This window comes from uncultured Roseibium sp. (assembly GCF_947494555.1).
Classification (GTDB): domain Bacteria; phylum Pseudomonadota; class Alphaproteobacteria; order Rhizobiales; family Stappiaceae; genus Roseibium.
On sequence record NZ_CANLVF010000001.1, the window covers coordinates 840206 to 866038 of the forward strand.

22 protein-coding genes and 1 other RNA gene are annotated in these 25833 nt (G+C 56.9%); 16 read left to right on the forward strand and 7 right to left on the reverse strand.

The genetic code is table 11. The annotated features are described in order from the left end of the window. Nucleotides 1-261 precede the first annotated feature (261 nt). The 3 genes from Q0915_RS03760 (at nucleotide 262) to Q0915_RS03770 (ending at nucleotide 2755) form a co-directional block, all read left to right on the forward strand. Nucleotides 262-954 carry a DnaJ family molecular chaperone gene (locus Q0915_RS03760; RefSeq protein WP_299473464.1) on the forward strand — a complete coding sequence of 231 codons (693 nt, stop codon included), beginning with the start codon at nucleotides 262-264 and terminating at the stop codon, nucleotides 952-954. Then, complete coding sequence (locus Q0915_RS03765) at nucleotides 951-1715, forward strand: N-acetylmuramoyl-L-alanine amidase (RefSeq protein WP_299473467.1); 765 nt, start codon at nucleotides 951-953, stop codon at nucleotides 1713-1715. The genes Q0915_RS03760 and Q0915_RS03765 overlap by 4 nt, the downstream gene beginning before the upstream one ends. A gap of 425 nt (nucleotides 1716-2140) precedes the next feature. Continuing rightward, nucleotides 2141-2755, forward strand: a complete 615-nt coding sequence (locus tag Q0915_RS03770) for a lytic transglycosylase domain-containing protein (protein ID WP_299473469.1) — start codon at nucleotides 2141-2143, stop codon at nucleotides 2753-2755. Between the two features lie 113 nt (nucleotides 2756-2868). Here Q0915_RS03770 and Q0915_RS03775 read toward each other — a convergent pair whose 3' ends face one another. Next, on the reverse strand, nucleotides 2869-3543 hold the full coding sequence (locus Q0915_RS03775; protein ID WP_299473472.1) for a pyridoxamine 5'-phosphate oxidase family protein: 675 nt from the start codon (nucleotides 3541-3543) through the stop codon (nucleotides 2869-2871). Nucleotides 3544-3624: 81 nt separating this feature from the next. Here Q0915_RS03775 and Q0915_RS03780 point away from each other — a divergent pair, with 81 nt between their 5' ends. Beyond that, the gene (locus tag Q0915_RS03780) at nucleotides 3625-5106 is read left to right on the forward strand and encodes a PLP-dependent aminotransferase family protein (RefSeq protein WP_299473475.1); all 1482 of its coding nucleotides are present in this window, start codon (nucleotides 3625-3627) and stop codon (nucleotides 5104-5106) included. Here Q0915_RS03780 and Q0915_RS03785 read toward each other — a convergent pair whose 3' ends face one another. The 4 genes from Q0915_RS03785 to Q0915_RS03800 form a co-directional block, all read right to left on the reverse strand. Beyond that, complete coding sequence (locus tag Q0915_RS03785) at nucleotides 5107-5757, reverse strand: 3-oxoacid CoA-transferase subunit B (protein WP_299473478.1); 651 nt, start codon at nucleotides 5755-5757, stop codon at nucleotides 5107-5109. Next, nucleotides 5747-6409 (reverse strand): 3-oxoacid CoA-transferase subunit A, encoded by a 663-nt coding sequence (locus Q0915_RS03790; RefSeq protein WP_299473482.1) that lies wholly within the window; start codon nucleotides 6407-6409, stop codon nucleotides 5747-5749. Before Q0915_RS03790 ends, Q0915_RS03785 begins: the two co-directional genes overlap by 11 nt. A gap of 393 nt (nucleotides 6410-6802) precedes the next feature. Beyond that, nucleotides 6803-7390, reverse strand: coding sequence for a TetR/AcrR family transcriptional regulator (locus Q0915_RS03795; RefSeq protein WP_299473485.1), 588 nt, complete (start codon nucleotides 7388-7390; stop codon nucleotides 6803-6805). A gap of 53 nt (nucleotides 7391-7443) precedes the next feature. Next, nucleotides 7444-8010, reverse strand: a complete 567-nt coding sequence (locus Q0915_RS03800; RefSeq protein ID WP_299473488.1) for a carboxymuconolactone decarboxylase family protein — start codon at nucleotides 8008-8010, stop codon at nucleotides 7444-7446. 365 nt (nucleotides 8011-8375) lie between these two features. Between Q0915_RS03800 and rnpB the strand changes: the two genes are divergently transcribed. Beyond that, nucleotides 8376-8772: RNase P RNA component class A (rnpB, locus tag Q0915_RS03805), an RNA gene on the forward strand. Between the two features lie 6 nt (nucleotides 8773-8778). Here rnpB and Q0915_RS03810 read toward each other — a convergent pair. After that, entirely contained in the window at nucleotides 8779-10266 is a 1488-nt protein-coding gene (locus Q0915_RS03810; RefSeq protein WP_299473491.1) for an NAD(P)/FAD-dependent oxidoreductase, read from the reverse strand. A 31-nt stretch (nucleotides 10267-10297) separates the two neighbouring features. Then, nucleotides 10298-10744: a cupin domain-containing protein gene (locus Q0915_RS03815; protein ID WP_299473493.1), complete on the reverse strand. Its 447-nt coding sequence runs from the start codon at nucleotides 10742-10744 to the stop codon at nucleotides 10298-10300. Nucleotides 10745-10907: 163 nt separating this feature from the next. On the opposite strand from Q0915_RS03815, the gene Q0915_RS03820 reads away from it, so the two are divergent. From Q0915_RS03820 to Q0915_RS03870, 11 genes are all read left to right on the forward strand, one after another. Then, a complete protein-coding gene (locus Q0915_RS03820; RefSeq protein WP_299473496.1) occupies nucleotides 10908-11903 on the forward strand; it encodes a helix-turn-helix domain-containing protein in 996 nt (331 codons plus the stop codon). A 240-nt stretch (nucleotides 11904-12143) separates the two neighbouring features. Next, nucleotides 12144-15125 carry a hypothetical protein gene (locus Q0915_RS03825; protein ID WP_299473499.1) on the forward strand — a complete coding sequence of 994 codons (2982 nt, stop codon included), beginning with the start codon at nucleotides 12144-12146 and terminating at the stop codon, nucleotides 15123-15125. 454 nt (nucleotides 15126-15579) lie between these two features. Next, complete coding sequence (locus Q0915_RS03830; protein ID WP_299473502.1) at nucleotides 15580-16047, forward strand: division/cell wall cluster transcriptional repressor MraZ; 468 nt, start codon at nucleotides 15580-15582, stop codon at nucleotides 16045-16047. Next, nucleotides 16047-17084, forward strand: a complete 1038-nt coding sequence (gene rsmH, locus Q0915_RS03835; protein WP_299474677.1) for a 16S rRNA (cytosine(1402)-N(4))-methyltransferase RsmH — start codon at nucleotides 16047-16049, stop codon at nucleotides 17082-17084. Before Q0915_RS03830 ends, rsmH begins: the two co-directional genes overlap by 1 nt. 2 nt (nucleotides 17085-17086) lie before the next feature. After that, complete coding sequence (locus Q0915_RS03840) at nucleotides 17087-17443, forward strand: hypothetical protein (RefSeq protein WP_299473505.1); 357 nt, start codon at nucleotides 17087-17089, stop codon at nucleotides 17441-17443. Between the two features lie 11 nt (nucleotides 17444-17454). Next, a complete protein-coding gene (locus tag Q0915_RS03845; protein WP_299473508.1) occupies nucleotides 17455-19167 on the forward strand; it encodes a penicillin-binding protein 2 in 1713 nt (570 codons plus the stop codon). A 98-nt stretch (nucleotides 19168-19265) separates the two neighbouring features. Continuing rightward, entirely contained in the window at nucleotides 19266-20735 is a 1470-nt protein-coding gene (locus tag Q0915_RS03850) for a UDP-N-acetylmuramoyl-L-alanyl-D-glutamate--2,6-diaminopimelate ligase (RefSeq protein WP_299473511.1), read from the forward strand. After that, nucleotides 20732-22162, forward strand: a complete 1431-nt coding sequence (locus tag Q0915_RS03855) for a UDP-N-acetylmuramoylalanyl-D-glutamyl-2,6-diaminopimelate--D-alanyl-D-alanine ligase (RefSeq protein ID WP_299473514.1) — start codon at nucleotides 20732-20734, stop codon at nucleotides 22160-22162. The genes Q0915_RS03850 and Q0915_RS03855 overlap by 4 nt, the downstream gene beginning before the upstream one ends. A gap of 10 nt (nucleotides 22163-22172) precedes the next feature. After that, nucleotides 22173-23258 carry a phospho-N-acetylmuramoyl-pentapeptide-transferase gene (gene mraY, locus Q0915_RS03860; RefSeq protein WP_299473517.1) on the forward strand — a complete coding sequence of 362 codons (1086 nt, stop codon included), beginning with the start codon at nucleotides 22173-22175 and terminating at the stop codon, nucleotides 23256-23258. Between the two features lie 5 nt (nucleotides 23259-23263). Continuing rightward, on the forward strand, nucleotides 23264-24664 hold the full coding sequence (gene murD, locus Q0915_RS03865; protein ID WP_299473520.1) for a UDP-N-acetylmuramoyl-L-alanine--D-glutamate ligase: 1401 nt from the start codon (nucleotides 23264-23266) through the stop codon (nucleotides 24662-24664). Then, nucleotides 24664-25821 (forward strand): FtsW/RodA/SpoVE family cell cycle protein, encoded by a 1158-nt coding sequence (locus tag Q0915_RS03870; protein WP_299473523.1) that lies wholly within the window; start codon nucleotides 24664-24666, stop codon nucleotides 25819-25821. Before murD ends, Q0915_RS03870 begins: the two co-directional genes overlap by 1 nt. Nucleotides 25822-25833: the final 12 nt, after the last annotated feature.

Sequence of the window (25833 nt, forward strand, 5' to 3'; positions counted from 1 at the left end):
TCGGTACCGTTCATCAAACACGTGTCTTACGATCCTAAGCAGAAATCCTTTAACCATCATGAATATCGGGAAATTCTGCAATGCCTTTGTGATCGACGTTCCGCTAAGTAAAAATCGGACGTAGTTTCAGGAAAGTGTGTTTCATGAGGGCCCGGTTCTAGTCAAAAGTAGTGACTGCCGATAAGAGTCTTTGGAGACTTCGATTCGCCTTGAACCCTTGAAGCGAACCGAAACGGGTTTTGGTCACGGCGGGAGCTTTTATTGAGCGTCTGGAGTAGCATCGGCAGTATTGTCAGCGCGATCGGATCGGGCGGCGCGCAGATGGTCGACAGGCTTGTCCAACTCGTTCTGGCACGACCGGAAGGGACGCGCACCGTCGGTTTCACCGTGGCGATGATTGCCCTGTCGGCAAAGATGGCGAAAGCGGACGGCGTTGTCACGACCGATGAAATTCTGGCATTTCGCGACCTTTTTGAAGTTCCTCCCAATGAAGAACGGAACGTCGCCAGGCTTTTCAATCTGGCACAGGAAGACGTTGCCGGATTTGAGGTTTATGCCAAGAAACTGGCAGACCTCTTCCCATATGACCGGAAAACGCTTCTCGATATCCTCGACGGTCTGTTTCACATTGCCAAAGCTGACGGGGTCGTTCACGAGAGCGAAATTGGCTATCTTTCGAGAGTGGCTGCGGTATTCGGGCTGGATGACCGGGAGTTTTCAAAAGTTCTGGCAAGGCATGTGCGAAGCGATGGAAATCCTTATGAAGTTCTCGGGATGGGTCCGGAGGCGAGTGATTCAGACCTGAAGGCTCAATACAGGCGTGAAGTCCAGGAAACACATCCTGACCGGCTGATTGCCAGAGGAGTACCGGAAGAGTTCGTGCGAATCGCGAACGACCGGTTGGCGACACTCAATGATGCCTGGGCCAAGATCTGCGCGGAAAGAGGCATATGAGCGTTGCAACTGATACGGGCGTGAAGGCAACTGTCCATCCTTCGCCGAACCACGGCGAAAGAGCCCAAGGCGCGCCCATTGACATGCTTGTCATTCATTATACGGGAATGCGGTCTGCTGAAGAGGCCGTGCAGCGGTTGTGCGACCCTCGTTCGGAAGTCTCAGCCCACTATCTGGTTTACGAAGATGGTTCCATTTTGCAGTGTGTGCCTGAAGCCCGACGTGCTTGGCATGCCGGCCGCAGCTTCTGGAAAGGGGAAAAGGACATCAATTCCCGCTCCATAGGCGTTGAAATCGTCAACCCTGGACACGAGTTTGGATATGCGGCCTTTCCGGACGCACAGATCGAAGCGTTGGTGCCGTTGCTGCGCGATATCTGCCAGCGCCACGACATACTGCCCTGGATGGTACTTGCGCATTCCGACATTGCGCCGGAGCGCAAAGAAGATCCGGGCGAACTGTTTCCATGGAACCACCTCGCCCAAGCGGGGGTCGGACTTTTCGTCGAACCCCATCCGATTGTCGCTGGTCTGCTCATGCAGGAAGGTGATAGTGGACAGCCCGTGGAGGCGCTGCAATCCATGCTCGGGCTTTACGGCTATGATATCGACATCAACGGTGTGTTCGATTCCAAAACGAAGCAAGTTGTTACGGCATTCCAGCGACATTTCAGGCAAGACAAGGTCGACGGTGTTGCAGACCATTCAACGATTGAAACTCTCAATTCGCTCTTGCGGAAATTGCCGTCGTTTTCTGTTTAGGACCTGCCAAAGTTAGAACGAAGACCAGTTTTGTTCTGTTGCGGCGCAGCATTTTTGCGCCGGCGCTATTGCACTGCGTCACATATGTTCTCGCCATTGTCGGGAATTTGCCGGAAACCCGGCGTGTTTTTGTCACAAAGCAAAGAACTCGACAAATTTGGGCCTGAATTACTGGTAAAATGCTGTCATAATTTGAAACAAAACGTGATTGGACTGCGCTAAATTTCGTCTCACCGGTCCTGCATTCCTCCGCCCCGATTTCAACCGCAACGAAAACCAAAAGGGCTGGACGAATGTTACGGTCATTCAAGAAACTTACTGGGGCGCTTTGTCTTTTCGCCTTCGCCACGTCAACTGTCGCACCCGTCGCTTTGGCGGCAAGCTCCGGTGCAGATCCAATTCCGCACGTAATCGATCCTGCGAAGATGAAAAAAGACTCTGAGGTTCTCGCGTCGCGAGAACAGGTCGGTTCAGGCTCTGACCCCATTTTACACGTCATAGAGCCAAAGACGGAAACAACGCCGGGCAAGACAGCCAAATCAACCGCCTCCAAAAAGAAAAAGACGGCGACCAAGGCCAACGTCAACGCGAAATCTAAAAAAGCCGCAAAATCGAAGGCGCAGTCGTCATCGAAAACTGTTCAGGCCCGGAAGTCACCGGCGAAACAAGCCGAATTTGCCAGATTGATCCGCAAGGCGGCAACAAAGCACGGGGTTCCGGTACAGATCGCCAAAGCCGTTGTCGAAATTGAAAGCAACTTCAACCCGAGGGCGCGCGGGCGCGCGGGTGAAGTCGGTCTGATGCAGATCAAGCCTGCTACGGCACGCGGGATCGGTTACCGCGGTTCTACGAAGGCACTCTACGATCCTGAAACCAACATCGAATGGGGCATGAAATACCTGGCGGGTGCCCACCAGAAAGCGAACGGCGACCTGTGCGGCACGATACTGCGCTACAACGCGGGTCACTATGCCAAGCGCATGAACCCGGTGAGCCGCCGGTATTGCAGCAAGGTCAAGCGGATCATGGCGTCCAGCTGATTGCGTGACAGGTCGGTCACCTCTGATCCGGTATGCAGGTAATCCGGACCCGACTTACAAGGCTAAACCCCGCTGGATTGACAGCGGGGTTTCTTGTTTGAGCTTCTGCTACCTCAGGCAAACTTCCGTCTGGCCGCCGGAATGGACTGCGGTATCGGGGTCTCATCAGAGACATCATAGGCGTTGAAAGGCTGGCCAAGCGCGATCGTGATCGGCACCACGCCGGCCCAAATGTCTGTTCCCAGGTCCATTTTGTCATCGACCGGTCCGCCGGTCCTGACTTTTGTGCTCGCGTGCTCAATGTCCAGCGCGAGGACGCCCGTTGCTTTGTGTTCCTTCGGTATCATGTCCCGGCATTCGTCCCAGCGGCCCGGCAGCAGGTGGTCTGTTATCGCTGCGAGCGCTTCGATCTGTTCATCGCGGTCTTCGACCAAACGCGCGGTGCCGTGAACAATGACACAGCGATAGTTCATTGAGTGATGGAAGGCCGAGCGGGCGACAACCAGGCCGTCGAGAAGAGTTACGGTCAGGCTGGCTGGAACGCCTTTCGCATTGTCCTTGACGATCCGTGTCGTGCTAGCGCCGTGGATATATAGACGGTTGTCGATCCTGGCATAGGCCATCGGTATCACCATCGGTCGGTCTTCATGGATGAAACCGCAATGGGCGACCATTCCTGAATCCAGGATCTCATAGGCAAGCGTGCGATCGTAGCTTCCCCGGTTCATTTGGCGGATCTTGGCGTAACCCGGCTTGTCCGCGGTCTGACGCTTTTCCATTGTGGACATTGTTTTCTCCTGAAACGGCAAGACTTGTCCTGACCGGTTTCTCCGATAAACTGGACTTGCAAAAGGTCCGGTTTCGAAAAAATGAAAGAACCAGTTATTCCTGACGGTGTCCTTACCCTGGACCGTTCAGGTCAAATCCCGCTTGCCGAGCAGATTTATCGCGGCTTCCGTGCAGCCGTGCGTGCTGGGCTTTTGACGTCCGGGACCAGACTGCCGTCCACGCGGCGGCTCGCGGTGTCCCTCAGCGTGGCGCGAAACACAGTGAATGCGGCCTATGATCTTCTGCAGGCCGAAGGCATCATTTCAGTCAGGGCCGGAGCTGCGCCCCGGGTCACAGAAGATCTGCCGCCGGAAGGCAGTCTTGCCCGACTTGGGTCGCCTTCAAATTCCTTGAGCCTGTCGAGACGCGGCCGGCAAATGTCGCGAAACGTGCGCGGTGAGGGATGGGCGTACAGGCAGGGCGCGCTGCAACCAGGTGCGCCGGCATTGGACAGCTTTCCGTATGAAGAATGGGGAAGGTGTCTGCGCCGCGCCGCGCGAATGGAAAGAAGTGCCGATCTTCAATATCAGAACTACTCAGGCGTTCCCGCGCTCAGGTCAGAGCTTGCCCGGCATCTTGCCGCGGAACGCGGTGTACGTTGTCAGCCGGAGCAAATCCTTGTCACCAGTTCGATGCAGGCAGGTCTGTCGCTCTTGTCGCTGGCCCTTTCGGAACCCGGGGACGATGCGTGGTTGGAGGAGCCGGGCTATCTGGGTGCCCGCACCGCATTTGAGGTCGCAGGTCTGAACATCCGGCCGCTTCCGGTAGACCAACTTGGTGCAGACGCGGAACGCATGCCTACTTCCTCTAAGCTTCCAAAACTGATTTACGTGACACCGTCACATCAGTATCCGCTGGGAAACAGAATGCCGCTCCGGCGACGGCTGTCGCTTCTGGAAGTCACAAGTTCGAGCGGTGCGGTTATTCTTGAAGATGACTACGACAGTGAATTTCTGTTTTCCGGACGGCCCGTCGCAGCGCTTTATGGTCTCGCCGATGAAGGGCAGGTGATTTATCTCGGCACGTTTTCGAAAAGCCTGATGCCGGGCCTTCGCCTGGCATACTGCGTCGTTCCGTCGAAATTGGTTGAGCCGTTGGAACAACTCATGCGCAATATGGGGTGTGCAGCCAGCGTACAGGTTCAGGTCGCTCTGGCCACATTCATGGACAGTGGCGCTTACCAGAAACACATGAAACACATCCGGAAAGTCTACGAGGAGCGTGGAATGCTCCTCGTCCGCACACTCATGGAGCGGCTCGGCAACCGCATTGAGGTGGAGCTTCCAAGCGGAAATGTTCAGATCGCGGCACTGTTTCGCGAGCCGGTTGACGATATTGCGCTCGCAGTTGCCATGCAAATACACGGGTTTGCCGTTTCCCCGTTGAGCAATTGTTATCAGGGGGAGAACCGCCGGTCCGGGCTGATAATCGGATTTGCCGATGCAAATGCCGAGCAGATCAGCAAAGGAGTCGATCGATTGGGGACATTGCTCGGAGACGGAACCTTCACAAGAGACGTCTGACTAGATGCGCATTTTAGGCACGTCGCCGCGCACAATCAGGTTTGCCTCCGTCGCAGACAGGATTTCGTCGACCGTGGTATCCGGTCCGGCTTCCTTCAGGACGAGCCCGTCGGCGGTCGGCTCAATGACGGCCATCTCCGTCACAACAAGACTCACCCTGCGCTGGGCAGTCAGAGGCAAACTGCATTCATGCAGGATCTTCGGTTTTCCCTTCGCGGTATGCACCATGGCAACGATCACCTGCTTTGCGCCGGCGACGAGGTCCATTGCACCACCCATCCCGGGTACCATCTTGCCCGGCACCATCCAGTTTGCGAGATATCCGCGCTCGTCGACCTGCAGACCGCCCAGGACTGTCATGTCGAGGTGCCCACCGCGGATCAGACCGAAGCTCATGGCGCTATCGATCGATGCAGCACCTGGAACTGCAGTGACGAAACCGCCGCCCGCGTCCGTCAGATCCGGATCTTCCATTCCTTCCGGAGGGCGGGCACCAAGGCCGATCACGCCGTTTTCGGCCTGGAAAAAGACGTGAACTTCCTTCGGCAGGTAGTTGGCAACCATGGATGGCAGCCCAATGCCGAGGTTCACCAGCGTGTCGGGCTTTATTTCCTGAGCAACGCGGCGAGCAATGATTTCTTTAGCTTCCATCAGGCTGTCTCTCCAGAAGATGGTCGACGAGAATACCGGGTGTTTTGACACTGTCCGGCGAGATAACGCCAACGGGCACAATCGACTGCGGCTCGGCAATTACTGTCTTTCCGGCAAGGGCCATGATCGGATTGAAATTATGCGCCGTGAGCGAGTACTCCAGGTTGCCGACATAATCTGCCTGATGGGCTGCAATCAGCGCAAAGTCGCCATGGATCGGTTCTTCAAGGAGAAAACGTTGGTCGTTGACAGTGACAATCTGCTTGCCGTTCTCAACCAGGGTACCCAATCCTGTTGGTGTCAGGATGCCGCCAAGGCCAACCCCGGCGGCCCGTATTCTTTCAACGAGTGTCCCTTGTGGAACCAGATCAACGTCGATTTCGCCGGAGATCATTTTCTGCTGGGTTTCAGGGTTGAGGCCAATGTGGGAAGCGATCACCCTGGAAAGGCATCCAGCAGTAACAAGCTTGCCGATGCCCTTGCCGGGCATTGCGGTGTCGTTCGCGACAAGGGTCAGATTTTTCGCCCCTCGCTCCACAATGGCATCAATCAGCCGGTGCGGTGATCCAACACCCATGAAGCCGCCAATGAGGAGTGTTGCGCCATCCGGAATAAGCTCGGCAGCGTCTCCTGCCGTCATTGATTGTTTCATCAGTGCGTCCCCGCAATTCGATGTGTCGGTATGACGTTATACCAATCTCAAGAAATAAGGACCTATCTGATGGCGCTGTTCCGGTTTGCCGGCAAGGCGCTTTGTGCAGGACGGCCTGGTTGGCCGTTCAAACAAGGCAACGCTGTCCGGAGAGCCGGAACAGGCCACCGAAGGTCGGGTTTGAAGGCTGTTCTGCCGCGTCGCAGGTTTTGGACGATAAACCATATCGCCCTGCAACCTGCTCCTTGCCGAACAGCCTTCAAACACGGTCAGATCGGTTCTTATTTCTTGAGCTTGGTATTAACCGCTGATTGGCGACATGAAAAATGAAGATTGTGCAAAGCAGTATTTTTACGCAGCTGCATACCGCGAAAGCTCGGCGGCACCAGGCGGTCAGCCCGGATCTGCTTCAACGCATTTCGCGGAGTAATCTGCTGCCGCAAGAATTTTTTCCCGGTTCTGTCCGTTGCGTGCCAGCGCATTGAGCCCGAGCAGGCTGGACAGAGTGAACGCCGCAATCTCGTGGGCCCTGTCGGTCTGTACGTTACAATCTTGCCGCGTAAGCGTGTTGATAATGCGGGTTTCAAGCGTTTTCATGCGCTCTCGCACCGCAGCGGCGTCGTTGCCCGCCTCACTGAATTTCAAAGACGACGAAGACGTGAGCAAAAGGCATCCGCGTGGTGTGTTTTCGGTCATGAATGTGCCGACATGACGGATCAGTTGCGCGACAGCTTTCAGTGGGTCCTTTTCCGTCTCTAACGAACGGAGCCCGAGTTCCGTGGCTTCCCGCCAGTATTTTGCCAGAACAGCTTCGAAGACATCGTCCTTGCATCCGAACGCGGCATAAAAACTGCCGCGCTTGATCCCGGCCGCATCCTGCAGGTCGTCCACCGAAGTTCCCTGATAGCCCTTCGTCCAAAAGACATCGACGAACGCATCAAGGGCCTTGTCCATGTCGAATGATTTTGGGCGTCCTGCCATTTTTCCTCATTCACGACGGGCTCTGGCGACCTGGTCGCCAGAGCCTTGCGTGCTTACTCTGCTGCCGCGGCAGCCGGTTTCCAGTCGAATTTCTGGAACGGTGCGTCAATCGGCGTGTCCGCCAGATGGTTTACGTAATTTGACATGACTTTCTGGGCAACGCCAAGCAGGATGTCGAGAACCTGGCGTCTGGTGTATCCGGCTGCCAGAAACGCGTCCACGTCTGCGTCGGAAACAACACCGCGTTGGCGGACAACTTTCAAAGTGAACTGTCGCAGCGCCTCGAGTTTGTCGTCTTCAAGCGGAGCGGCGTTTCTCAAGCTCTCGATGACGCCATCATTGACCTTTTGCATGTGGGCGATCGCAGTATGCGCCGGGACACAATAGTGGCAATCGTGCTCAACGTTGATCGTCATCCAGACAACGGTTTGCTCGGCAACGGAAAGGCTTGTCTGCTGAAAGAGTTCATGAAGTTTCTGATAGGCCTCCAGGTGCTGCGGGGATTCTGCCATCACGGCGTGAAGGTTCGGGATCATGCCGAAGGCTTTCAGAGAATTGTCCAGAAGCGGGCGGCTATCTTCAGGTGCGGTTTCCTGATTGTGAAGCGTGAATTCAGTCATTTGAATCTCCTGTTTGGGCGCCGGGCGCCAACTACGCCGAACACCGGCAACAGCCATGTGGGTATTCTGTACTATATAGTCAAAAATTAAATCGAGCGTAGCATTCCCGGAATTCTGCGGTTTTTGGTAGTGTTCAATCAAACGTGAATGAGAAGCTCACGGGCCGTTGCGCCAGGAACAACCAAAAAGCGCGCGATGAGATGACGCTTGGTCCTCTTCGAATTCAGATCCGTTTGAAAATGAAGCAACGAAAAAGCCGCACTTCGATCTGGTTCTCCGTGCAAGTTGGCACACAAACAAGAAGTTCTTGTTTTGCCATTGCATTTGCTTGACCTCCAGTGGAAAGCCACTTAAGTCCGCTAGCGCCAGTCGGCCGGACAGCCGCTGCCGCACGTGCCGAAAGGCCGCGGGGGAGGAAAGTCCGGGCTCCATGGAAACACGGTGCCGGGTAACACCCGGCGAGGGTGACCTTAGGGAAAGTGCCACAGAAAGCAAACCGCCCCGGCGTGCCGGGGTAAGGGTGAAAGGGTGAGGTAAGAGCCCACCGCGCCTCTGGTAACAGCGGCGGCACGGTAAACCCCACCGGGAGCAAGACCGAATAGGGACAACGCGGCCCGGAAGCTATTCCGGGCCAGGCCGGTTTCCAGGCCAGTTGTCCGGGTTGGTTGCGAGAGGCCCCTGGCAACAGGTGTCCCAGATGAATGGCTGTCGCGTCCGCGCAAGCGGGCCATACAGAACCCGGCTTACAGGCCGGCTGGCATTACCTTCTTATTCCGCTGCGTATTGCGGTGTGCTGGCCAGAAACGCGCCATAGGCGTCAGCGTTTGGATAGGAAAACTGTTCGGCGAGCGGGTTCGACCGTTTGGTCTTGGCGGCTCCCATGTCCGACAGCAACTCATCGAAATGCCGGAAATGAAAGGGTGCTGAACAAAGGCCTCCGTAAACCTTGGCAGCCGGACGTTCCTTTCGGCGCCACTCAAGCATTTCCTCAATGTTCCTTTTCATGTCAGTTTCCGTTGGCTGGTTTGCCAGCTTGCCATCGGCATATCGAACGAGCCAGTTCGCAATCATTTCCGCCGAAAGGATCGTGCAGAAGCTGGAATTGAAACCGACGAAACCCATGTCGGGCAGATCCGGGTTCACCGCCAGCCTGTAGACGCGGTACTGACCGTCAGGCTCTATCAGCTTTTCCTGGTACTCCTTTGCGAGATAGGGAACGCCGAGTTTCCAGCCAACGGCGAGGATCGACAGGTCGCAGGGCACTCTTTCACCCGTTGTCAGGACAATATGGTCCTCTTCGTATCGCTCGTATGTCCCTCTGACAGGTTTGATCGACCCGTCCTTGAAGCCCTCGAAAAGGCCGGGAGTGACTATGGGAAGCGAACAGGAGGCATCCTTTTCGATTGGTCCATCCGGCACCATGTCCCATTTTTTCAGGCCGAGCTGCAGCTTGAGCAAGGTTTCAAGGCCGCGGAAGTTTGCCCAGATCAGCGGCTTGAAGGCGGTAAAGAGAGCTTTGCCGAGGGGCGATCGTCCCCAGCCGTTGAACTGATCTTCCTGGGCGCGCATGTAAAGCAGCCGTTTGAAATTGATGCCACCGACAAAATACGGCACACGCCAGACGGGTTCGCGGTACACCAGCGTCACCGACTTTGCCCCGTTGGCAGCGGCATTGACGGCTATGTCGGTCGCGGATTTCGATCCGCCCAACACGACGACATTCTTGCCATTCACCGCTTCCGGGTCTGTGTATTCCGAACTGTGGATGACCTTTCCGCCTCCGCTTTCGAAAGCCTCCTGGCCGGGATGAGTAAGGATGTTCTTGTCAGAAAACTGTCCGGTACAAACGGTCACGAAATCAAAGTCCTGAGTCCGTGGAGCACCGCCGGCCTTGAGTGTGAGCGTCCATCCGGGTTGCCCGTCCCTCCTGCGATCCATGGCAAGGACATTCGTATTCAGCTGAAACAGTCTCGCCAGTTTGTGCTTGTTGGCATAGGCATGCAGATAGGCATGAACCTGTGGTCCTTTCGGCCATTCGGGATAGTCGTCCGGCATGGCAAGATCGGTGTACCGATAGAGATCCTTAGGGGATTGGGTCTGAACACCGGGATAAGACCGGGAAAGCTCCCAAACACCGCCGAAATCGTGGCTTCGCTCAAAGCCGAACACCCGGTGGCCGCGTTCATCGAAGGCCTTTGCCGCGGCAAGGCCGCTCACGCCGCCGCCAATAATTGCGACGTTTTTGCGTTTCGTCATCTCGGTTTCCTCCTGTGGCTCGGGGACCTGCTCAAGCCTGATCCGGCGGCGGGAGGAAATCGACCTCGTGCAGGGCGGACAATCTGACCAGCTCCTGTGGATCGGTAACGCCGTTGAGGGCACCAAAAAGGTCGAAAAGCTTGCGTGCCGGCGCGACACCAAAGACACAGGTTGCCGTCTTGCCGGATCGGTTGAAGATGCCATGGGCCTCGCCCATGGGCATGCGCACCGTGTCACCGGCCTTCGCGACATGTGTCTCGCCGCCCATTTCAATCTGCAATTCTCCATCCAGCATAATGATCCATTCGTCCTGCGTCGGGTGGATATGCGGCGGCACGAACGTTTCGGCCGGAACAACTGCGTGCCAGATAAAGGCATTGGCGCTATGGACCTTGGGCGTATAGGTATGCCCAACAACGTTCCAGCTGACGCCGTCCAAGCCCGAGTCCGTGGGTGTGATGCCAGGTCCGCTTTGCATTTTGTTCCCCTCCATTTTGCAATGTGTTGGCAGGAAAATGCTAAACCGCGCGCCCCGGATCGTTTTATCCAGATTGCGAAAAAATCTGACCTGGAGCAGCGATATGCCGCGAAGACGCCCGCATTTGCTTGAATGATTTGCCTGCTGGCGGCATGATTTTGACATGCTCCATGCCGCGCCCAGACATCCTTTGCGTGATTTCCGGTGTTTTGAAACGTCTGACGTTGACGAAGCGCGGGAAATCGTTGCACGCAACTTTTGCAGTCACCGGCTGGACCGTATGTCTTCAGGGGATCGCTTCGACGCCTGCCAGAACAGGGTCGACGGCAACCGGCTTTCCCTGAATTACATTCGCTATGGAGCCGATGTGACCATCGACCCAGGAGAATTGTCGGACTTCTTTCTGATCCAGATACCGATCGCGGGTGCGGCCAACGTCCAAAACGGCACGCGCTCGGTCTGGTCGACGACATCAACGGGTGTGGTTTTGAACCCGGACCGGAACACCACGATGCGTTGGTATGCCGGATGCGAGCAGGTGTTGCTGCAGATAGAGAAGTCCTACATGTTCGAGATTGCTGCCCGGATGACGGGTGTCGAGATCAACACCGTTCGGTTTCTCCCTGGCCTCAATTTGAAAGATGCGCCAATCGCCACGTGGGCAAACTGCCTACGCGGCTTGTTTGGTGCTGCTGAAACCGGGGAAGCTTTCGTGGAGCCAAACCATTTGCGGCAGCGGCACTTGGAAGAAGCTCTGGTCTCGTCATTGCTTGAAGTGCAGCAAAGCACGGTTTCACATTTTTTAGCTGACGAGCCAACGGGGGCTGCGCCCGCGATCCTGAAAAGAGCGCTGAACCTGATCAACGAACGGTTTGATCTGGGTCTTAGCCTTCTCGATATCTGTGTGTACGCCGGGACGACCCCCCGCAATCTGCAGATCCTGTTCAAGCGGGAGCTTGGGTGCAGCCCAATGGAAAAGCTGCAGGATGTTCGTTTGGATTTCGCAAGGCACCTGTTGTTGTCCGAAGGCGGCAATCTCTCCATTGCAGAAATCGCCGAAAGATCCGGACACCGGCACGCCGGGCGGTTCTCTCTTGCCTACAAGGCACGTTTTGGAGAGCCGCCACGAACAACGTCACGGTCCGGTCTGTTTGACTAGGTTGTTTTGACAGGCGTGCTTTCTGCAAAATACAACTCGGTTCGAATTTTGCGATAAATTATGGAAGAAATTTTCTTTTCAAGTGTTTTATGTATTCGTAAATTCTTCTTGAGTTTAATTATGATTAAATTGTGTCTAATGGGCCTTTTTATCGTCATTAACATTTAATGTTTTGTCCATGTTGCTATCCTTGTTCCTTCCTAACCTTGATTCGGGATTATCAATACAGGTGGGAAAGATATGGAAGGGACTTTCGAAGACTTTTTGGCAGCACTGCTGGCATTTGAGTCCGGATGGGACAGGGACCGCTACGACGCTGGTGTCATTCAGGATTGGCAACTCGATCAATGGGCAGGTGGCGCGGTCGAGACACACTTTCCGCAATACAGCAGCTGGTCGCAGCTGACCGATCCTGAGTGGGAGGCAATGGCTTACCGCTCGATGAACTCGCTCGGGTTTGTCGGTTTTCAGTTCGGCGAGGCGCTGTTGATTGATCTTGGTTATTACGATGATGACGTCTTTTACGGCAACGGCGCATCGACCAACAGCTGGGACGGAAATTGGACAGGCAAAAACGATGTGAATTCGCTGGAAGATTTCACGACCAAAGACGCTCAGAATGTCGCGATCCAGGAAGCGTTTGGCTACAATTTGCAGGTGCTGGAAAACCAGCTCGGCAATAGTGGGCAGTCACTGAGCGATTTCATCGGCCAGACAGCAAGCTACACCCAAAACGGCGAAACCGTCACGGTTGAACTGACACTGACCGGAGTACTTGCTGCTGCACATTTGCGTGGCGCCTGGGGCACGGCGTCCCTGCTGCAAAGCGGTGCTGTCAGCACGGACGAATATGGCACGTCGATCCTGCAATACATCGATCAATTCGGCGGGTACGATGCGCCTTCGATTGAGCAGATGATCGCATTTTACGAGGACCGGCTGAACGGCGACGAGGGTCTTGGCACTCCGGGAGAAACACCGGTGACAGGCGATCCGGGTTTGGATGGCGGCAATGGTGGCGCCGGTGTCACTGAAACTGATGCCGATGTCGTGATCACGTGGGCATGGGGGCAGGATGAAGTGGTCAACGGGTTTAATCCCGCCACAGACACGATCTTCATTGACTGGATTGGCGCCGCGGATCTCGACATATCCGAAACGGCCACAGGCGTCGTGTTCTCGGTTCCGTCGAACAACCAGACGACAACGCTGGGCAATATTCGACTGAGCGACCTGAGTGCCGCGAACTTTACGATCCTCGACGCCTCGGCGGCAGAAGAGGTCTTGGCGCTTGTCGGCGATGGAGCCGGAACGCCCGACACCCCCGACGAACCCGGCACGCCCGATGAGCCGGATACGCCAGACGGGCCCGATGTGCCCGATGAGTCGGATACACCGGTATCTCCGGCAACACCGGGCAGCTGGAATGGCACTGCCGGGGTCGCAGCAGCTACGGCAACCCTTGTTGTCACATGGGCATGGGGGACAGACCGGACTGTCTCCGATTTTGATCCCGCGAGCGACACGATCTTCATCGACTGGTTTGGCCCGGATGCGATCGATGTTTCGGAAGATGGCGGCAACGTCGTCTTCACAATGACCGCCAACAATCAGACGCTCACACTTGCCGGCTTGTCGTTGAGCGACCTGGCGCCGTCGAACTTCACCATCATGAGCGAAGTGACCGGCCAGGAGATCTTAAGCCAGGTTGGAACCGATCCGGTCGATCCTGTCGACCCTGTAGACCCTGACGTTCCGGGAACACCGGATCAGCCTCAAATGATCATGATCATGCCGAACAGTCCATCACGTGTGATTGACGACTTTGATCCGGCATCTGACATGATCCACCTTGAAGCCGGCGTGATTGCCGAGCGGCTGGAATTTGCCGATTATCCGGCGACGATTGCAGATACCGCGGACGGGTTGACCATCCGTGTGCTCACGTCGACCGGGGAAATTGCCAGCGAGACACTGCTTGTGGGTGTTGATGCGTCAGATCTAACGATGAACAATTTCATGGTTGCCGAGGAGTCTGCGCTTAACGAGGTCGCCAGCCTGCTGGGGCAATCAGTGGTCACTCCGGACACAGGCGGTTTCGATGTTGTCTATGACACGGACGGGTCCAATCCGCCGGTGCCGACCGGTGTGAGCGACCAGGGCGGGGTCAAATGGGCGGCGGATTTCGGGGCGGACGACATTGTCGGTTTCAACCCGGCTGCAGACGAGATCGACTTCGGCAATGCATCGGTTCATGGGCTCATCCTGACGATGACGCCGAATGGTGAACCGGTGATCGACAATCCGTGGGGTCCCGACATGCAAATCCTGCAAGGCGTTCTGCTTGCTGAAATGTCCATGGAGAACTTCGGCGTCGTCGGCAACGAACATTTGCGGCAGGATATCGGCGGTCTCCTGTCCTGGGTGACCAATGTCGGTCCTAGAGAAGCTGATACGGTCTACCTCAGGTCGCACGAATACGGTGTTTCAGAAGTGATCGACGGGTTTGATCCGGCGACGCAGAAAATCAGTTTTCTCTATTTCGGAACGCGGGAACGGTTGAGCGTCGAAGATACGCCCGAAGGCATGGTGATCAGTTCTCTTCCGAGCGGGCAGAGTTTTGTGTTCACCGGTGTTTCGAAAGCAGATCTTGTCCCGGGCAATGTTGAGTTCCACCACGATCAGGTCATGGAAGACAATCTCGAGGCACCGTTTGGGTTCGATCAGAGCGATGTAACGCTGGTTTCGCGGTCCGCCTTGCTGACGCCGGATGCGCCAACAGGTGAAACGACGGACGGGCATCAGACGAGGGAAGGGGTTGGCGCAGTATCTGATCCGGATCAGCCTGTGATACCCGACGAGCCGGATGCGCCAAGTGTTCCGGCCCCGGGCGATGATATTGTTTTCGGAGATGGACAGGATACGTTGCTGGTGACCTGGGACTGGGGTCGGCAGTTTGCCGTAAAGGCCTTCAATCCGGCGGAGGATGTCATCAATTTCAGCAGCCTGTCGGCATCCGATGTTGTGATCGAGGAAACGGGCAGCGATCTGAAGATCTCGGTGAACAACAACGGCGGGCACGCATATGTGCTTGAAGGCATCCAGGCAGAAGATCTTTCGATCGCCAATCTGACCGCTGCAAACTGGAATTCGGTCATTTCCGAAGCCGGTGGCGTCACTGAGCAACTGGAAAGCCTGGGCGCTGCCGATCAGCTCATCTGAGCGATACAAACTGAATTCAAACGAAGACCGCCGCGCCTCAGCGCGGCGTTTTTTGTTCTCCACAGGTCATTTGAAAGACCAAATGGTTAGGCAGTATTTGCCGGGTCGCGGATGCTCCGAACCCAAAACCTCCGTATTCCTGCGAATCCGATTCTCTCATTCTGTCAAGGCTTCATTAAGCATGTTCCGACTAACCTCGACCGACGGGGTCGTGAGCGATCAAATCGAGCCAGAATCCATGAGATTCCATTGACTGCCCATGTCTTCCCATGGTATCCCATAAATACCCAGAAAGGGGAGTGCGGACCCATTTTTGCCGGGTCTGGGACATCGAATTCGCGGCTCAGTTTGAGCCAAAAATTGCAAATTGCATGTCCTTGGCCGCGCATTGGCCGTTTCTTCTTAAGGGTGTTTTGGGGATTTCGACGGGAGGGCGCCCGTCTGAAGGGGATTGATGTCCGGCTTTGTTTCGCATTTTACCAACCGGCTCGATGCCAAGGGTCGCGTGTCGATCCCGGCACCCTTCCGGTCGGTCTTGGCGAGAGACGGCTTTGAAGGTCTTTACTGCATCACCTCTGCGCATTGCGACGCTGTTGACGCTGGTGGCAATGAGCTGCTGGCCGAGATCAATAAGCGCTCAGAAGCATTTGCAAAACTTTCGCCGGATCATGATGCGCTTGCCGTCGCCCTGTTCGGTGCGAGCGAGAGCCCGAAAATCGACGGGGATGGCCGCATGACCATTTCCGACATGATCCGCGATCACACCGGCATCAGCGACCAGGTGACCTTTGTCGGCATGAATTACAAGTTTCAGATCTGGGAGCCGGAAAAGTTTCGTGAGTACCGTGCTGAGGCCCAAAGGCGCGCGCTTGCGATGCTGTCGGGGAATGCCCCCGCACCTTCACAAGGAGAGCCGACATGATGGCGCTTGGCGACAGGGATGCAGCTTCTGCCGCAGGCGGACCCGAGCGTCACGTGCCGGTTCTCCTCAGTGAGGTCGTTGAGTGGCTGGATCCAAAAGCTGAAAACGTCATCATTGACGGCACTTTTGGTGCCGGTGGCTATTCCCGCGCCATTCTTGCGCTCGGCGCCCGCGTCATCGGCATCGACCGCGATCCGGACGCCATAGCTGCAGGGCAGGTGGTGGCCGACGAGGCCGGCGGGAACCTGATGCTGGTTTCGGGGCAATTTGCCGATCTGGAAGAGCATGCGCGTGCGCTGGGCTTTGACGAGGTCGATGGTGTTGTCCTCGATCTCGGTGTTTCCTCCATGCAGCTCGACGAAGCCGAGCGCGGCTTTTCCTTTCTCCGTGACGGGCCGCTCGACATGCGCATGGAGCAGGCCGGGCCGTCAGCGGCAGATGTCGTAAACGACCTTCCGGTCCGCGATTTGATCAGAATTATCGGGCTCCTTGGCGAGGAGAAGCGTGCAACGTCTGTTGCGCATGCAATCGACAAAGCGCGCAAGGAAAAACCGTTTTCACGTACGCTGGAACTTGCCGAGCTGATTGAAAAAGTGCTCGGGCGTTCACCCAAAAAAGCGCAGATCCATCCTGCGACACGTACATTTCAGGCGCTGCGGATCTATGTGAATGGTGAACTGCACCAGGCGGCAAAGGCGCTGGGTGCGGCGGAGCGAATCCTGAAGCCGGGTGGCCGTCTCGTTCTCGTCAGTTTTCACTCTCTGGAAGACCGGATCGTGAAGAGGTTCTTTCAAGACAGAACGCGGATTCGAGGCGGCGGATCCCGGCATATGCCCGAAGAAGAGGTTCCGCCGGCGACATTTGAGCTGCTGACACGCAAGGCGGTTGAAGCAAGCGCGCGCGAAACGGATACCAATCCGCGTGCGCGGTCGGCCAAGCTCAGAGCCGGGCTGCGAACTCAAGCGCCGGTTCGCGAATTGGATATCCATGCCGCCGGCGTACCGCGCCTGGCAGAGTTTCATGGGTTAGGGGGCTGAAGATGGTGCGAACGCTGAACATCTTGTTCATTCTCGCAGTCGTGATCGGTGCTGCGACAGTTTACGACATGAAGCTGGCTGCAACCAAATCGGCTGAAAAGGTCGCCGATTTGCAGCGCCAGATTGACGAAGAAAGAAATGCGATCCGGCATCTCAAGGCGGAATGGAGCCTCTTGAACAAGCCTGACCGCCTGCAGGGTCTCGTCGAGCGCTACAACGACTATCTGCAGCTCGAAGCGCTGGACGTGAAACAGATTGTGGCCCCTAAGGATCTACCAGCGCGTCCTGTCATGCTCGAGCCGATTGGCGGCTCCAACCAGATGGGCGGCTATGCCGGCTCATCGACTTCAATCCGGTGAGGGGCTGATTAATGACGATCGTAAGCGAGCCGGCAAGCTTTCTCCAGGTGAAGCGCACCAATCCTCGAGCAGTGCGTGGGTCGATATCTTCAAGTGCTGTGAAGTCACGTGTCTATGTGGCCATGCTGGCTTTTGCATGCGTCTATGCGGCGATCGCGGGGCGACTGGTACTGCTTGCGCAGATGGAGGAGGCGCCGTCCCGTGCATGGATCTCTGCCCAGGACTCCGTTTCCGCCTCCCGTCCCGATTTGATCGACCGGAATGGTGAAATTCTGGCGACTGATATCAAAACCGCTTCGCTTTATGCTGAGCCGCGCCGTATCCTGGACGTGGACGAGGCGGTCGAAGGATTGATCCGGGTTTTGCCGGAACTGGACGAGAAACTGGTTCGGCGCCGTCTGGAGAGCGGCGCGGGATTTGTCTGGCTGAAGCGTGAAATGACGCCGCAAAAAGCGGATCAGATCCACAATCTCGGACTTCCAGGTATTGGCTTTCTTTCTGAAAACCAGCGTTTCTATCCCGGTGGCCCGACGGCCGGTCACATCGTCGGCTCGGTGAATGTCGACAACCAAGGTCTTGCCGGGATCGAAAAATACATCGACGACGAATGGCTTGGCGATCTGCAATCGCTCGGCTTTGCCTCCGGAAGGTCGATGGAGCCGGTCCGGCTGTCCGTAGACCTTCGGGTTCAACACGTTGTACGCGACGAGCTGGTCAAGGCGATGGAGCGATACAGGGCAATTGCGGCTGCGGGTATCGTTCTGGATGCAAAGACGGGCGAAGTCGTCGCGATGTCGTCTTTGCCGGACTACGATCCCAACGACAGATCTCAGGCTCTGGAGCGTGACCGCCTGAACCGGGCGACCGGCGGCGTCTTTGAGATGGGGTCGGTGTTCAAGGCTTTTACCACGGCGATGGCGCTGGATTCCGGTTCAGTCTCAATAAATGACAGCTTTGATGCGACACGGCCGATTCGCGCGGCAGGGCGGACGATTACGGATTTCCACGGGAAAAACCGCATTCTGTCCGTACCGGAAATCTTTATCTATTCCTCCAATATCGGCACCGCGAAAATGATGCTGGCAACAGGGGTTGCCCGTCAGAAGGAGTTTCTGGAAAGGCTGCACCTGACCAATCGGTTGAAGACCGAGTTGCCGGAAAACGCAGCGCCGCTGCTCCCGCCCAAGTGGAATGAACTTGCCGCCATGACCATCTCCTTCGGGCACGGATTGTCGGTGACGCCAATGCAGACGGCTGTCGCGGCCGCTGCAGTCGTCAACGGTGGCACACTTCTGCCGCCCACCTTCATGCCACGCTCGGAGGAAGATGCGCAAGCCGTTGGAAAACAAGTCATATCTCCGGATGTAAGCCGTATGATGCGGTACTTGTTCCGGCTGAATGTGCTGTCCGGATCCGGGCGTCGTGCGGACGTGCCGGGCTACACGGTCGGCGGCAAGACCGGCACTGCCGAAAAGATTGAAAACGGGCGTTACGTCAATAACAAACGCCGCAATTCCTTCCTGTCGGCCTTTCCGATGGATGATCCGAGATATGTGGTTCTGGTGGTCATCGATGAACCAAAATCGGAGCGACAGGGTATCGGGGCGACGGCAGGCTTGAATGCCGCGCCGACGGTTGGCGCGATTGTCAGGCGCTCTGCGCCGATGCTTGGAGTGATGCCGCGGTTCGGCAAAGGGGATGAACCGATCGAAATTTCCTATTAAGGAGACACTGAAGAAACAAAGGGCACCGGCGGGGTCGCAGCCGTTAACCGGTCCCAGGTTTTCAAAACGACGACGCACACATTGAACGATCAGGTGAGATGGATCTTGCATACTTGGCCAGTGGCATTCCGGTGCCCGATGCGGCAAAGGAACTGAAAATATCCGGCCTGACGGCTGACAGCCGGAAGGTGGAGTCCGGATTTCTTTTTGCTGCCTTCAAGGGAGCGGCCGTAGACGGTATGCGTTTCGCGCCGGATGCAGTTGCAGCCGGAGCGGCCTGTGTCTTGTGTGCGGATGAAGCGCAAGAGAAAGTGCGCGCAAGTGTTCCTGCAAGCACGGTCGTGCTAGCGGCAAGCGAACCACGTCTGGTGTTTGCTAAAATGGCTGCCAGATTCTTCGGTGCGCAGCCTGACGTCATTGTAGCCGTCACAGGAACAGCAGGAAAAACCTCCGTTGCCCATTTCGTCCGGCAGATTTTTCAGGCGGCAGGGCATCCCGCGGCAAGCCTGGGCACTCTCGGAACGGTGAAGCCCGACGGGGTAAGCTACGGCGGCCTGACGACGCCCGATCCTGTTGCCCTTCACAGGGAACTCGCCGAACTGGAACGCGAAGGCATAAACCATGCGGCGATGGAGGCGTCTTCGCACGGCCTGGACCAGTTTCGGCTCGACGGTGTGCGGCTGACTGCTGCGGCCTTCACCAATCTCGGCCGCGACCATATGGACTATCACGCGACGATCGAAGACTACTTGCGTGCGAAGCTGCGCCTGTTTGAGGACCTGCTCCCCGATGGAGGCACTGTCGTCGTCGATCCGGCGGAGAAATATGCCGACCGGGTTCTGGAGGTCGCGCAGCGTCGAGGATTGCCGGTCATTACCGTTGGTGAAACAGGAGAAAGCCTGAAACTGACAGGCATGCAGCCGCACGGGTCCGGGCAGGAGCTGACGCTGCAAACCATGCGCGGCGAATACAAGATCACATTGCCCCTGATCGGGCGTTTTCAGGTCTCCAACGCGCTCATTTCGGCCGGCCTGGCAATTGCAGCCGGGACTGATATGGGGCTGGTGCTCAGGTCGCTGGAAAATCTCAAGGGAGCGCCCGGACGGCTCGAACTCGCCGGGAAAACCGCATCGGGTGGCTTGGTCTTTGTCGACTACGCGCACAAACCGGATGCACTCGACAACGCACTGGCGGCGCTCAAGCCCTATACGACTGGCAAGCTTTCGGTCGTCGTTGGAGCAGGCGGCGACCGGGATCCCGGAAAAAGAGCCCTGATGGGTGAAGCTGCTGCGCGCCATGCCGATCTGGTGATCGTTACTGACGACAATCCGCGATCGGAGGATCCGGCCGCTATCCGCAAGGCCGTCATTTCCGGTGCGCCTGACGCGCTCGAGATTGCGGATCGGTACGATGCAATTACCGAGGGAGTGAAGCACCTCGATGCCGGCGATATCCTGTGTGTAGCCGGAAAAGGTCACGAAACCGGCCAGATTGTTGGCGAGACAGTGATTCCCTTTTCCGATCATGACGCCGTGCAAAGCGCCATCAGCCTTGTAGGAGACACATGAGCGACCCTCTCTGGAAACTGGATGCCTTTGTGGAAGCTACTGGTGGCAGCATCAAGGGTGATGCTGGCGCGAACATCACGGGCATTTCGATCGACAGCCGGCCGCTTGAGCCTGGTGATGCGTTTATTGCGATCAAGGGAGACCGGCTCGACGGTCACGACTATGTCGCGGCGGCTCTGGAAGCAGGTGCCTCGTTGGCCCTCGTTGCAGAAAGCAGGCTGGCCGATTTGCCCGAGGACGGCAGATACGTTGTTGTTTCGGACCCTCTGGAAGCAATGCGGCGTCTCGGCATTGCGGCACGCGCTCGAACGCGCGCCAGGATTGTTGCAGTCACGGGATCCGTTGGAAAAACAGGAACCAAGGAGGCGCTGCGGCTGACGTTGGAGCAGTCCGGCAAGGTGCATGCATCGGTCGCCTCGTTCAACAACCATTGGGGCGTGCCCCTGACACTTGCCCGCATGCCGGCTGACATCGATTTTGGTGTGTTCGAGATCGGGATGAATCATGCCGGAGAGATCACGCCGCTGGTCAAGATGGTCAGGCCGCATGTCGCGATCATTACGACCGTTCAGGCCGTTCACCTGGAGTTTTTCGACTCCGTGGAGAAAATCGCTCAGGCGAAGGCGGAGATCTTTGATGGCCTTGAACCGGGCGGCATTGCCATCCTAAACAAGGACAACCGCCAGTTCGATCTGCTGCGCTTCCTTGCCGCCACCGCCGGTGTGTCTGTGGTGCAGACCTTCGGTGAGGACCAGAGTGCCGACAGCCATACTGAAAATGTTATCAGCTTTGCCGGTGGCTCCAGCGTCGACGCCACCATTCTCGGGACTGAAATCACCTATAAAATCGGAGCGCCGGGAAAACACCAGGTCAAGAACAGCCTTGCTGTCCTGACGGCTGTCGCAGACGTTGGGGCGGATCTTGCGAAAGCCGGGCTCGTACTGGATGGAATGCGGGCTCCAAAGGGACGCGGTGAAGTCAGCCAGCTGATGCTTCAGGGCGGCGAACTCAGTCTGATAGACGAGAGTTACAACGCAAACCCGGCATCGATGCGTGCGGCCATTGCCGTTCTTGGCTCTGTCCCGGTAGCACGGCCGGCGCGGCGCATTGCCGTGATTGGCGACATGCGGGAACTCGGCACGGATGCCGATCGCCTGCACGCGGATTTGCTCGCGCCGATTGTCGAAGCTCAAATCGATGCTGTCTATTGCGCCGGGCCACACATGCATGCGCTCTGGGAACAGTTGCCGCATGAGCTCCGCGCGCACTACTGCGAAGATGCAAAAGATCTGGAAGACGTCATTTTGAAGGACGTCCGCCCCGGCGATGTCGTTATGATCAAGGGATCGCTCGGAACCCGCATGGGCCCGCTGGTAACGGCCTTGAAAAAGGAATACCCGCCCGCGGATGACACCGCGGCGGCATAAGGGATAGCTGATGTTTTATTTTTTGGGGCAATTCGCTGATCAGATTTCGGCACTGAACGTGTTCAGGTACATTACCTTCCGAACAGGCGGCGCCATCATGACAGCGCTGTTTTTTGTCTTTTTGTTCGGACCCAAGATCATTTCAAGCCTGAGAATTCGCCAGGGGCACGGTCAGCCGATCCGCGCCGATGGTCCTGAAAGCCACCTCCTGACCAAGAAGGGCACGCCCACGATGGGCGGTCTCATGATCCTGTCGGGTGCGCTGGTTGCTGCGCTTCTATGGTCGGATCTGTCCAACCCGTATGTGTGGGTGGTCATCGGCGTGACGCTTGGGTTCGGTGTCATCGGTTTTTATGACGATTACCTGAAGGTGACGAAATCCTCGCACAAGGGCTTTGGCGGCAAGGCGCGGCTCGGTCTGGAGTTTTTGATCGCGGCGGCGGCGGCGTTTGCCGTTACGGTTTTGGATACCTCCGAGTTTTCGGAAGCCATCACATTCCCCTTCCTCAAGGACTTTACCCTCAACCTCGGACTTATCTTCATTCCCTTTGCGGCCTTTGTGATGGTCGGGGCCGGCAATGCCGTGAACCTGACCGACGGGCTCGACGGCCTTGCCATTGTGCCGGTGATGATTGCCTGCGCCTCGTTCGGTCTCATAGCCTATCTCTCGGGCAACGCGGTCTTTGCGAACTACCTACAGATCCATCACGTGTCCGGTACCGGTGAGCTGGCTGTCATTTGCGGTGCAGTGATTGGCGCCGGTCTCGGCTTTCTCTGGTTCAATGCCCCACCGGCGGCCATTTTCATGGGCGATACCGGTTCGCTGGCGCTTGGCGGCATGATCGGCGCGATTGCGGTCGCCACCAAACACGAGATCGTTCTGGCAATCATCGGCGGACTGTTCGTTCTGGAGGCGGTGTCCGTCATCGTGCAGGTAATTTCGTTCAAGCTGACGGGCAAAAGGGTGTTCCGGATGGCACCTATTCACCACCATTTCGAGATCATGGGCTGGACCGAAAGCCAAGTCGTGATCCGCTTCTGGATTATCGCTGTCGTTCTTGCCCTGCTCGGGCTTGCGACGCTGAAGCTAAGGTAAGACGCATGATCCCTGTCACCACATTTCTAGGCAAGAAAGTCGCACTGTTCGGGCTCGGGGGATCCGGCCTGGCGACTGCCCGTGCCTTGAAAGCAGGTGGCGCAGATGTCGTTTGCCATGACGACAATGAGGAACGGGTCCAGGAAGCCGCCGCGGAAGGCTTGCCGACACAAGACCTGCATTCGCTCGACTGGAGCGAGATTGCCGCACTGGTTCTGTCGCCGGGGGTGCCGTTGACACACCCGGTGCCGCACTGGACCGTCGATCTTGCACGGGAGGCATCCGTCGAAGTTATCGGCGATGTCGAACTCTTCTGCCGGGAGCGGCGCAAGCAGTGTCTTGCAGCACCGTTCATTGCGATTACCGGCACGAACGGAAAGTCGACAACAACCGCTCTTGTTGCGCACTTGTTGAAGGAAGCCGGTCTCGACGTGAAGATGGGCGGAAACATCGGCACACCGATCCTTGACCTGGAGCCGCCACAACCAGGCAGGCACTACGTCATTGAGTGTTCTTCCTACCAGATTGACCTTGCCCCGACATTGGATCCGAGCATCGGCATTCACATGAACCTGTCACCCGATCATCTCGATCGTCACGGCACAATGGAAAACTATTCGGCGATCAAGGAACGGCTCGTTGCCGGGTCGAAATTGGCAGTGATCGGTGTGGACGACCGCCTTTCATCCCTGATCGCCGACCGGCTTGAACTGGCGCATAAACCTGTGTGCCGCATCGCCGGGGAGCGGGAACTCACTGAAGGTATCTATGCGCATCTGGGCTATCTCATAGAAGCCCATAACGGCAGTCAGTCCGTGGTTGCGCTTCTCGGCGGCACTGACAGTTTGCGTGGTGACCACAACGGTCAGAACGCTGCGGCCGCCTTTGCTGCACTTCGGGCGCTGGAAATTCCAACCGAGCGAATTGCGGAAGCATTGAAAACCTTCCCGGGCCTGCATCACCGTATGGAAGTGGTTGCCAAGCGGGGCAGGGTGCTCTTCGTCAACGATTCCAAGGCGACCAATGCGGACGCAGCCGCGCGGGGACTATCCAGTTTCGACCGTATCTACTGGATTGCGGGTGGCAGAGCGAAGGCGGGTGGTATCTCCTCGCTGGACGAATATTTCCCGAAAATCGCAAAGACATTCCTGATCGGTGAGGCAGCAGAAGAGTTCGCGAAAACCCTTGAAGGGCGGGTTCCCTTCAAGATTAGCGGGACATTGCCCCAGGCCGTGAATGATGCCGCTGCAGAGGCAGCGGAGGATGGAGCTCAGGAAATCGCGATACTTCTGTCTCCCGCCTGCGCAAGTTTCGACCAGTATCCGAATTTTGAATTGAGAGGTGCGGCCTTCGTGGACGCAGTGCGTGCCTTGCCGGAAACCGGAAACAACCAGGAGGTGGCGTAATGGTATCACGCGCTGATCGAAGCCGTTTCGCCGAATGGCTCTGGACAGTCGACCACTATCTGCTGGCAGCGTTCGGGTTGCTGCTGCTTTCGGGGGTTGTTTTTGCCTTCGCTGCAAGCCCGCCGGTCGCTGAGCGCATTGGTGTTGATACGCTCTACTTCGTCAAGCGGCAGGCCATGTTCCTCGTACCCGCGCTGGTGATCATGCTGGCCGGGTCATTGATGACGCCGCGAATGGTTCGAAGAGCGGCGCTCGTTGTGTTCAGTGTCTCGGTTGTTCTGCTGGTCGCAACTCTCTTTATGGGATTTGAGACGAAGGGGGCCCGCCGATGGATCTATATCGCGGGTGTTTCGCTGCAGGCATCGGAGTTCCTGAAACCCGCATTCGTCATACTGGTTGCCTTTCTGTTGTCTGAAAGCGGCCGCCGCCGTGAGGTTCCCGGCGTTTTATTCGCCTTCGTACTCTTTGCCGTATGTGCTGCGTTGTTGATTGCTCAGCCCGACTTTGGCCAGACGATGCTGCTCGGTCTTGTCTGGGCCGGGCTGTTCTTCCTGAACGGAATTTCCTGGCTGATTATTGTGGCGCTTGGGCTTGTGGGTGTCATCGGCCTTTTCGCAGCCTATGCATTCCTGCCCCACGTGACCAATCGCGTTGACAGATTCCTTGATCCGAATTCGGGGGACACATTCCAGGTCGACACGGCAATGGATTCGTTTCTTGCCGGTGGCTGGTTCGGGCGCGGGCCGGGCGAGGGGACCGTGAAACAGGTTTTGCCGGACAGTCATGCCGACTTTATCTTTGCAGTCGTTGGCGAGGAATTCGGCGTCGTCGTCTGCCTGATCGTGGTCTCCGTGTTCGCGTTCGTCGTTCTGCGCGGCCTTAGCCACGCTGGCCGGGACCAGGATGCATTCTGCCGTCTGGCGACAGCGGGTCTGGTGGTTCTGTTCGGGCTGCAGGCCACCATCAATCTTGCCGTGAACCTGCATCTGATACCTTCAAAGGGCATGACCCTTCCCTTCATTTCTTATGGTGGATCTTCCTTGTTGTCTTCTGCGATGACGGCCGGCGCCATTCTGGCGCTGACGCGCAGAAGGCCGCAGCCCTCCAGGTCGGAGGTTGTGACCGTGAGCCGGTTGTCTCCCTCCTCATTGATGTAAGGCGCATAGCGC

What these genes read in the sequence shown, in the direction of transcription:
- Q0915_RS03765 (WP_299473467.1), top strand. Translation starts at nt 951, where the DNA reads ATGAGCGTTGCAACTGATACGGGCGTGAAGGCAACTGTCCATCCTTCG.
- Q0915_RS03770 (WP_299473469.1), top strand. Translation starts at nt 2,141, where the DNA reads ATGAAAAAAGACTCTGAGGTTCTCGCGTCGCGAGAACAGGTCGGTTCA.
- Q0915_RS03775 (WP_299473472.1), bottom strand. Translation starts at nt 3,543, where the DNA reads ATGTCCACAATGGAAAAGCGTCAGACCGCGGACAAGCCGGGTTACGCC.
- Q0915_RS03780 (WP_299473475.1), top strand. Translation starts at nt 3,625, where the DNA reads ATGAAAGAACCAGTTATTCCTGACGGTGTCCTTACCCTGGACCGTTCA.
- Q0915_RS03785 (WP_299473478.1), bottom strand. Translation starts at nt 5,757, where the DNA reads ATGGAAGCTAAAGAAATCATTGCTCGCCGCGTTGCTCAGGAAATAAAG.
- Q0915_RS03790 (WP_299473482.1), bottom strand. Translation starts at nt 6,409, where the DNA reads ATGAAACAATCAATGACGGCAGGAGACGCTGCCGAGCTTATTCCGGAT.
- Q0915_RS03795 (WP_299473485.1), bottom strand. Translation starts at nt 7,390, where the DNA reads ATGGCAGGACGCCCAAAATCATTCGACATGGACAAGGCCCTTGATGCG.
- Q0915_RS03800 (WP_299473488.1), bottom strand. Translation starts at nt 8,010, where the DNA reads ATGACTGAATTCACGCTTCACAATCAGGAAACCGCACCTGAAGATAGC.
- Q0915_RS03810 (WP_299473491.1), bottom strand. Translation starts at nt 10,266, where the DNA reads ATGACGAAACGCAAAAACGTCGCAATTATTGGCGGCGGCGTGAGCGGC.
- Q0915_RS03815 (WP_299473493.1), bottom strand. Translation starts at nt 10,744, where the DNA reads ATGCAAAGCGGACCTGGCATCACACCCACGGACTCGGGCTTGGACGGC.
- Q0915_RS03820 (WP_299473496.1), top strand. Translation starts at nt 10,908, where the DNA reads ATGCTCCATGCCGCGCCCAGACATCCTTTGCGTGATTTCCGGTGTTTT.
- Q0915_RS03825 (WP_299473499.1), top strand. Translation starts at nt 12,144, where the DNA reads ATGGAAGGGACTTTCGAAGACTTTTTGGCAGCACTGCTGGCATTTGAG.
- Q0915_RS03830 (WP_299473502.1), top strand. Translation starts at nt 15,580, where the DNA reads ATGTCCGGCTTTGTTTCGCATTTTACCAACCGGCTCGATGCCAAGGGT.
- rsmH (WP_299474677.1), top strand. Translation starts at nt 16,047, where the DNA reads ATGGCGCTTGGCGACAGGGATGCAGCTTCTGCCGCAGGCGGACCCGAG.
- Q0915_RS03840 (WP_299473505.1), top strand. Translation starts at nt 17,087, where the DNA reads ATGGTGCGAACGCTGAACATCTTGTTCATTCTCGCAGTCGTGATCGGT.
- Q0915_RS03845 (WP_299473508.1), top strand. Translation starts at nt 17,455, where the DNA reads ATGACGATCGTAAGCGAGCCGGCAAGCTTTCTCCAGGTGAAGCGCACC.
- Q0915_RS03850 (WP_299473511.1), top strand. Translation starts at nt 19,266, where the DNA reads ATGGATCTTGCATACTTGGCCAGTGGCATTCCGGTGCCCGATGCGGCA.
- Q0915_RS03855 (WP_299473514.1), top strand. Translation starts at nt 20,732, where the DNA reads ATGAGCGACCCTCTCTGGAAACTGGATGCCTTTGTGGAAGCTACTGGT.
- mraY (WP_299473517.1), top strand. Translation starts at nt 22,173, where the DNA reads ATGTTTTATTTTTTGGGGCAATTCGCTGATCAGATTTCGGCACTGAAC.
- murD (WP_299473520.1), top strand. Translation starts at nt 23,264, where the DNA reads ATGATCCCTGTCACCACATTTCTAGGCAAGAAAGTCGCACTGTTCGGG.
- Q0915_RS03870 (WP_299473523.1), top strand. Translation starts at nt 24,664, where the DNA reads ATGGTATCACGCGCTGATCGAAGCCGTTTCGCCGAATGGCTCTGGACA.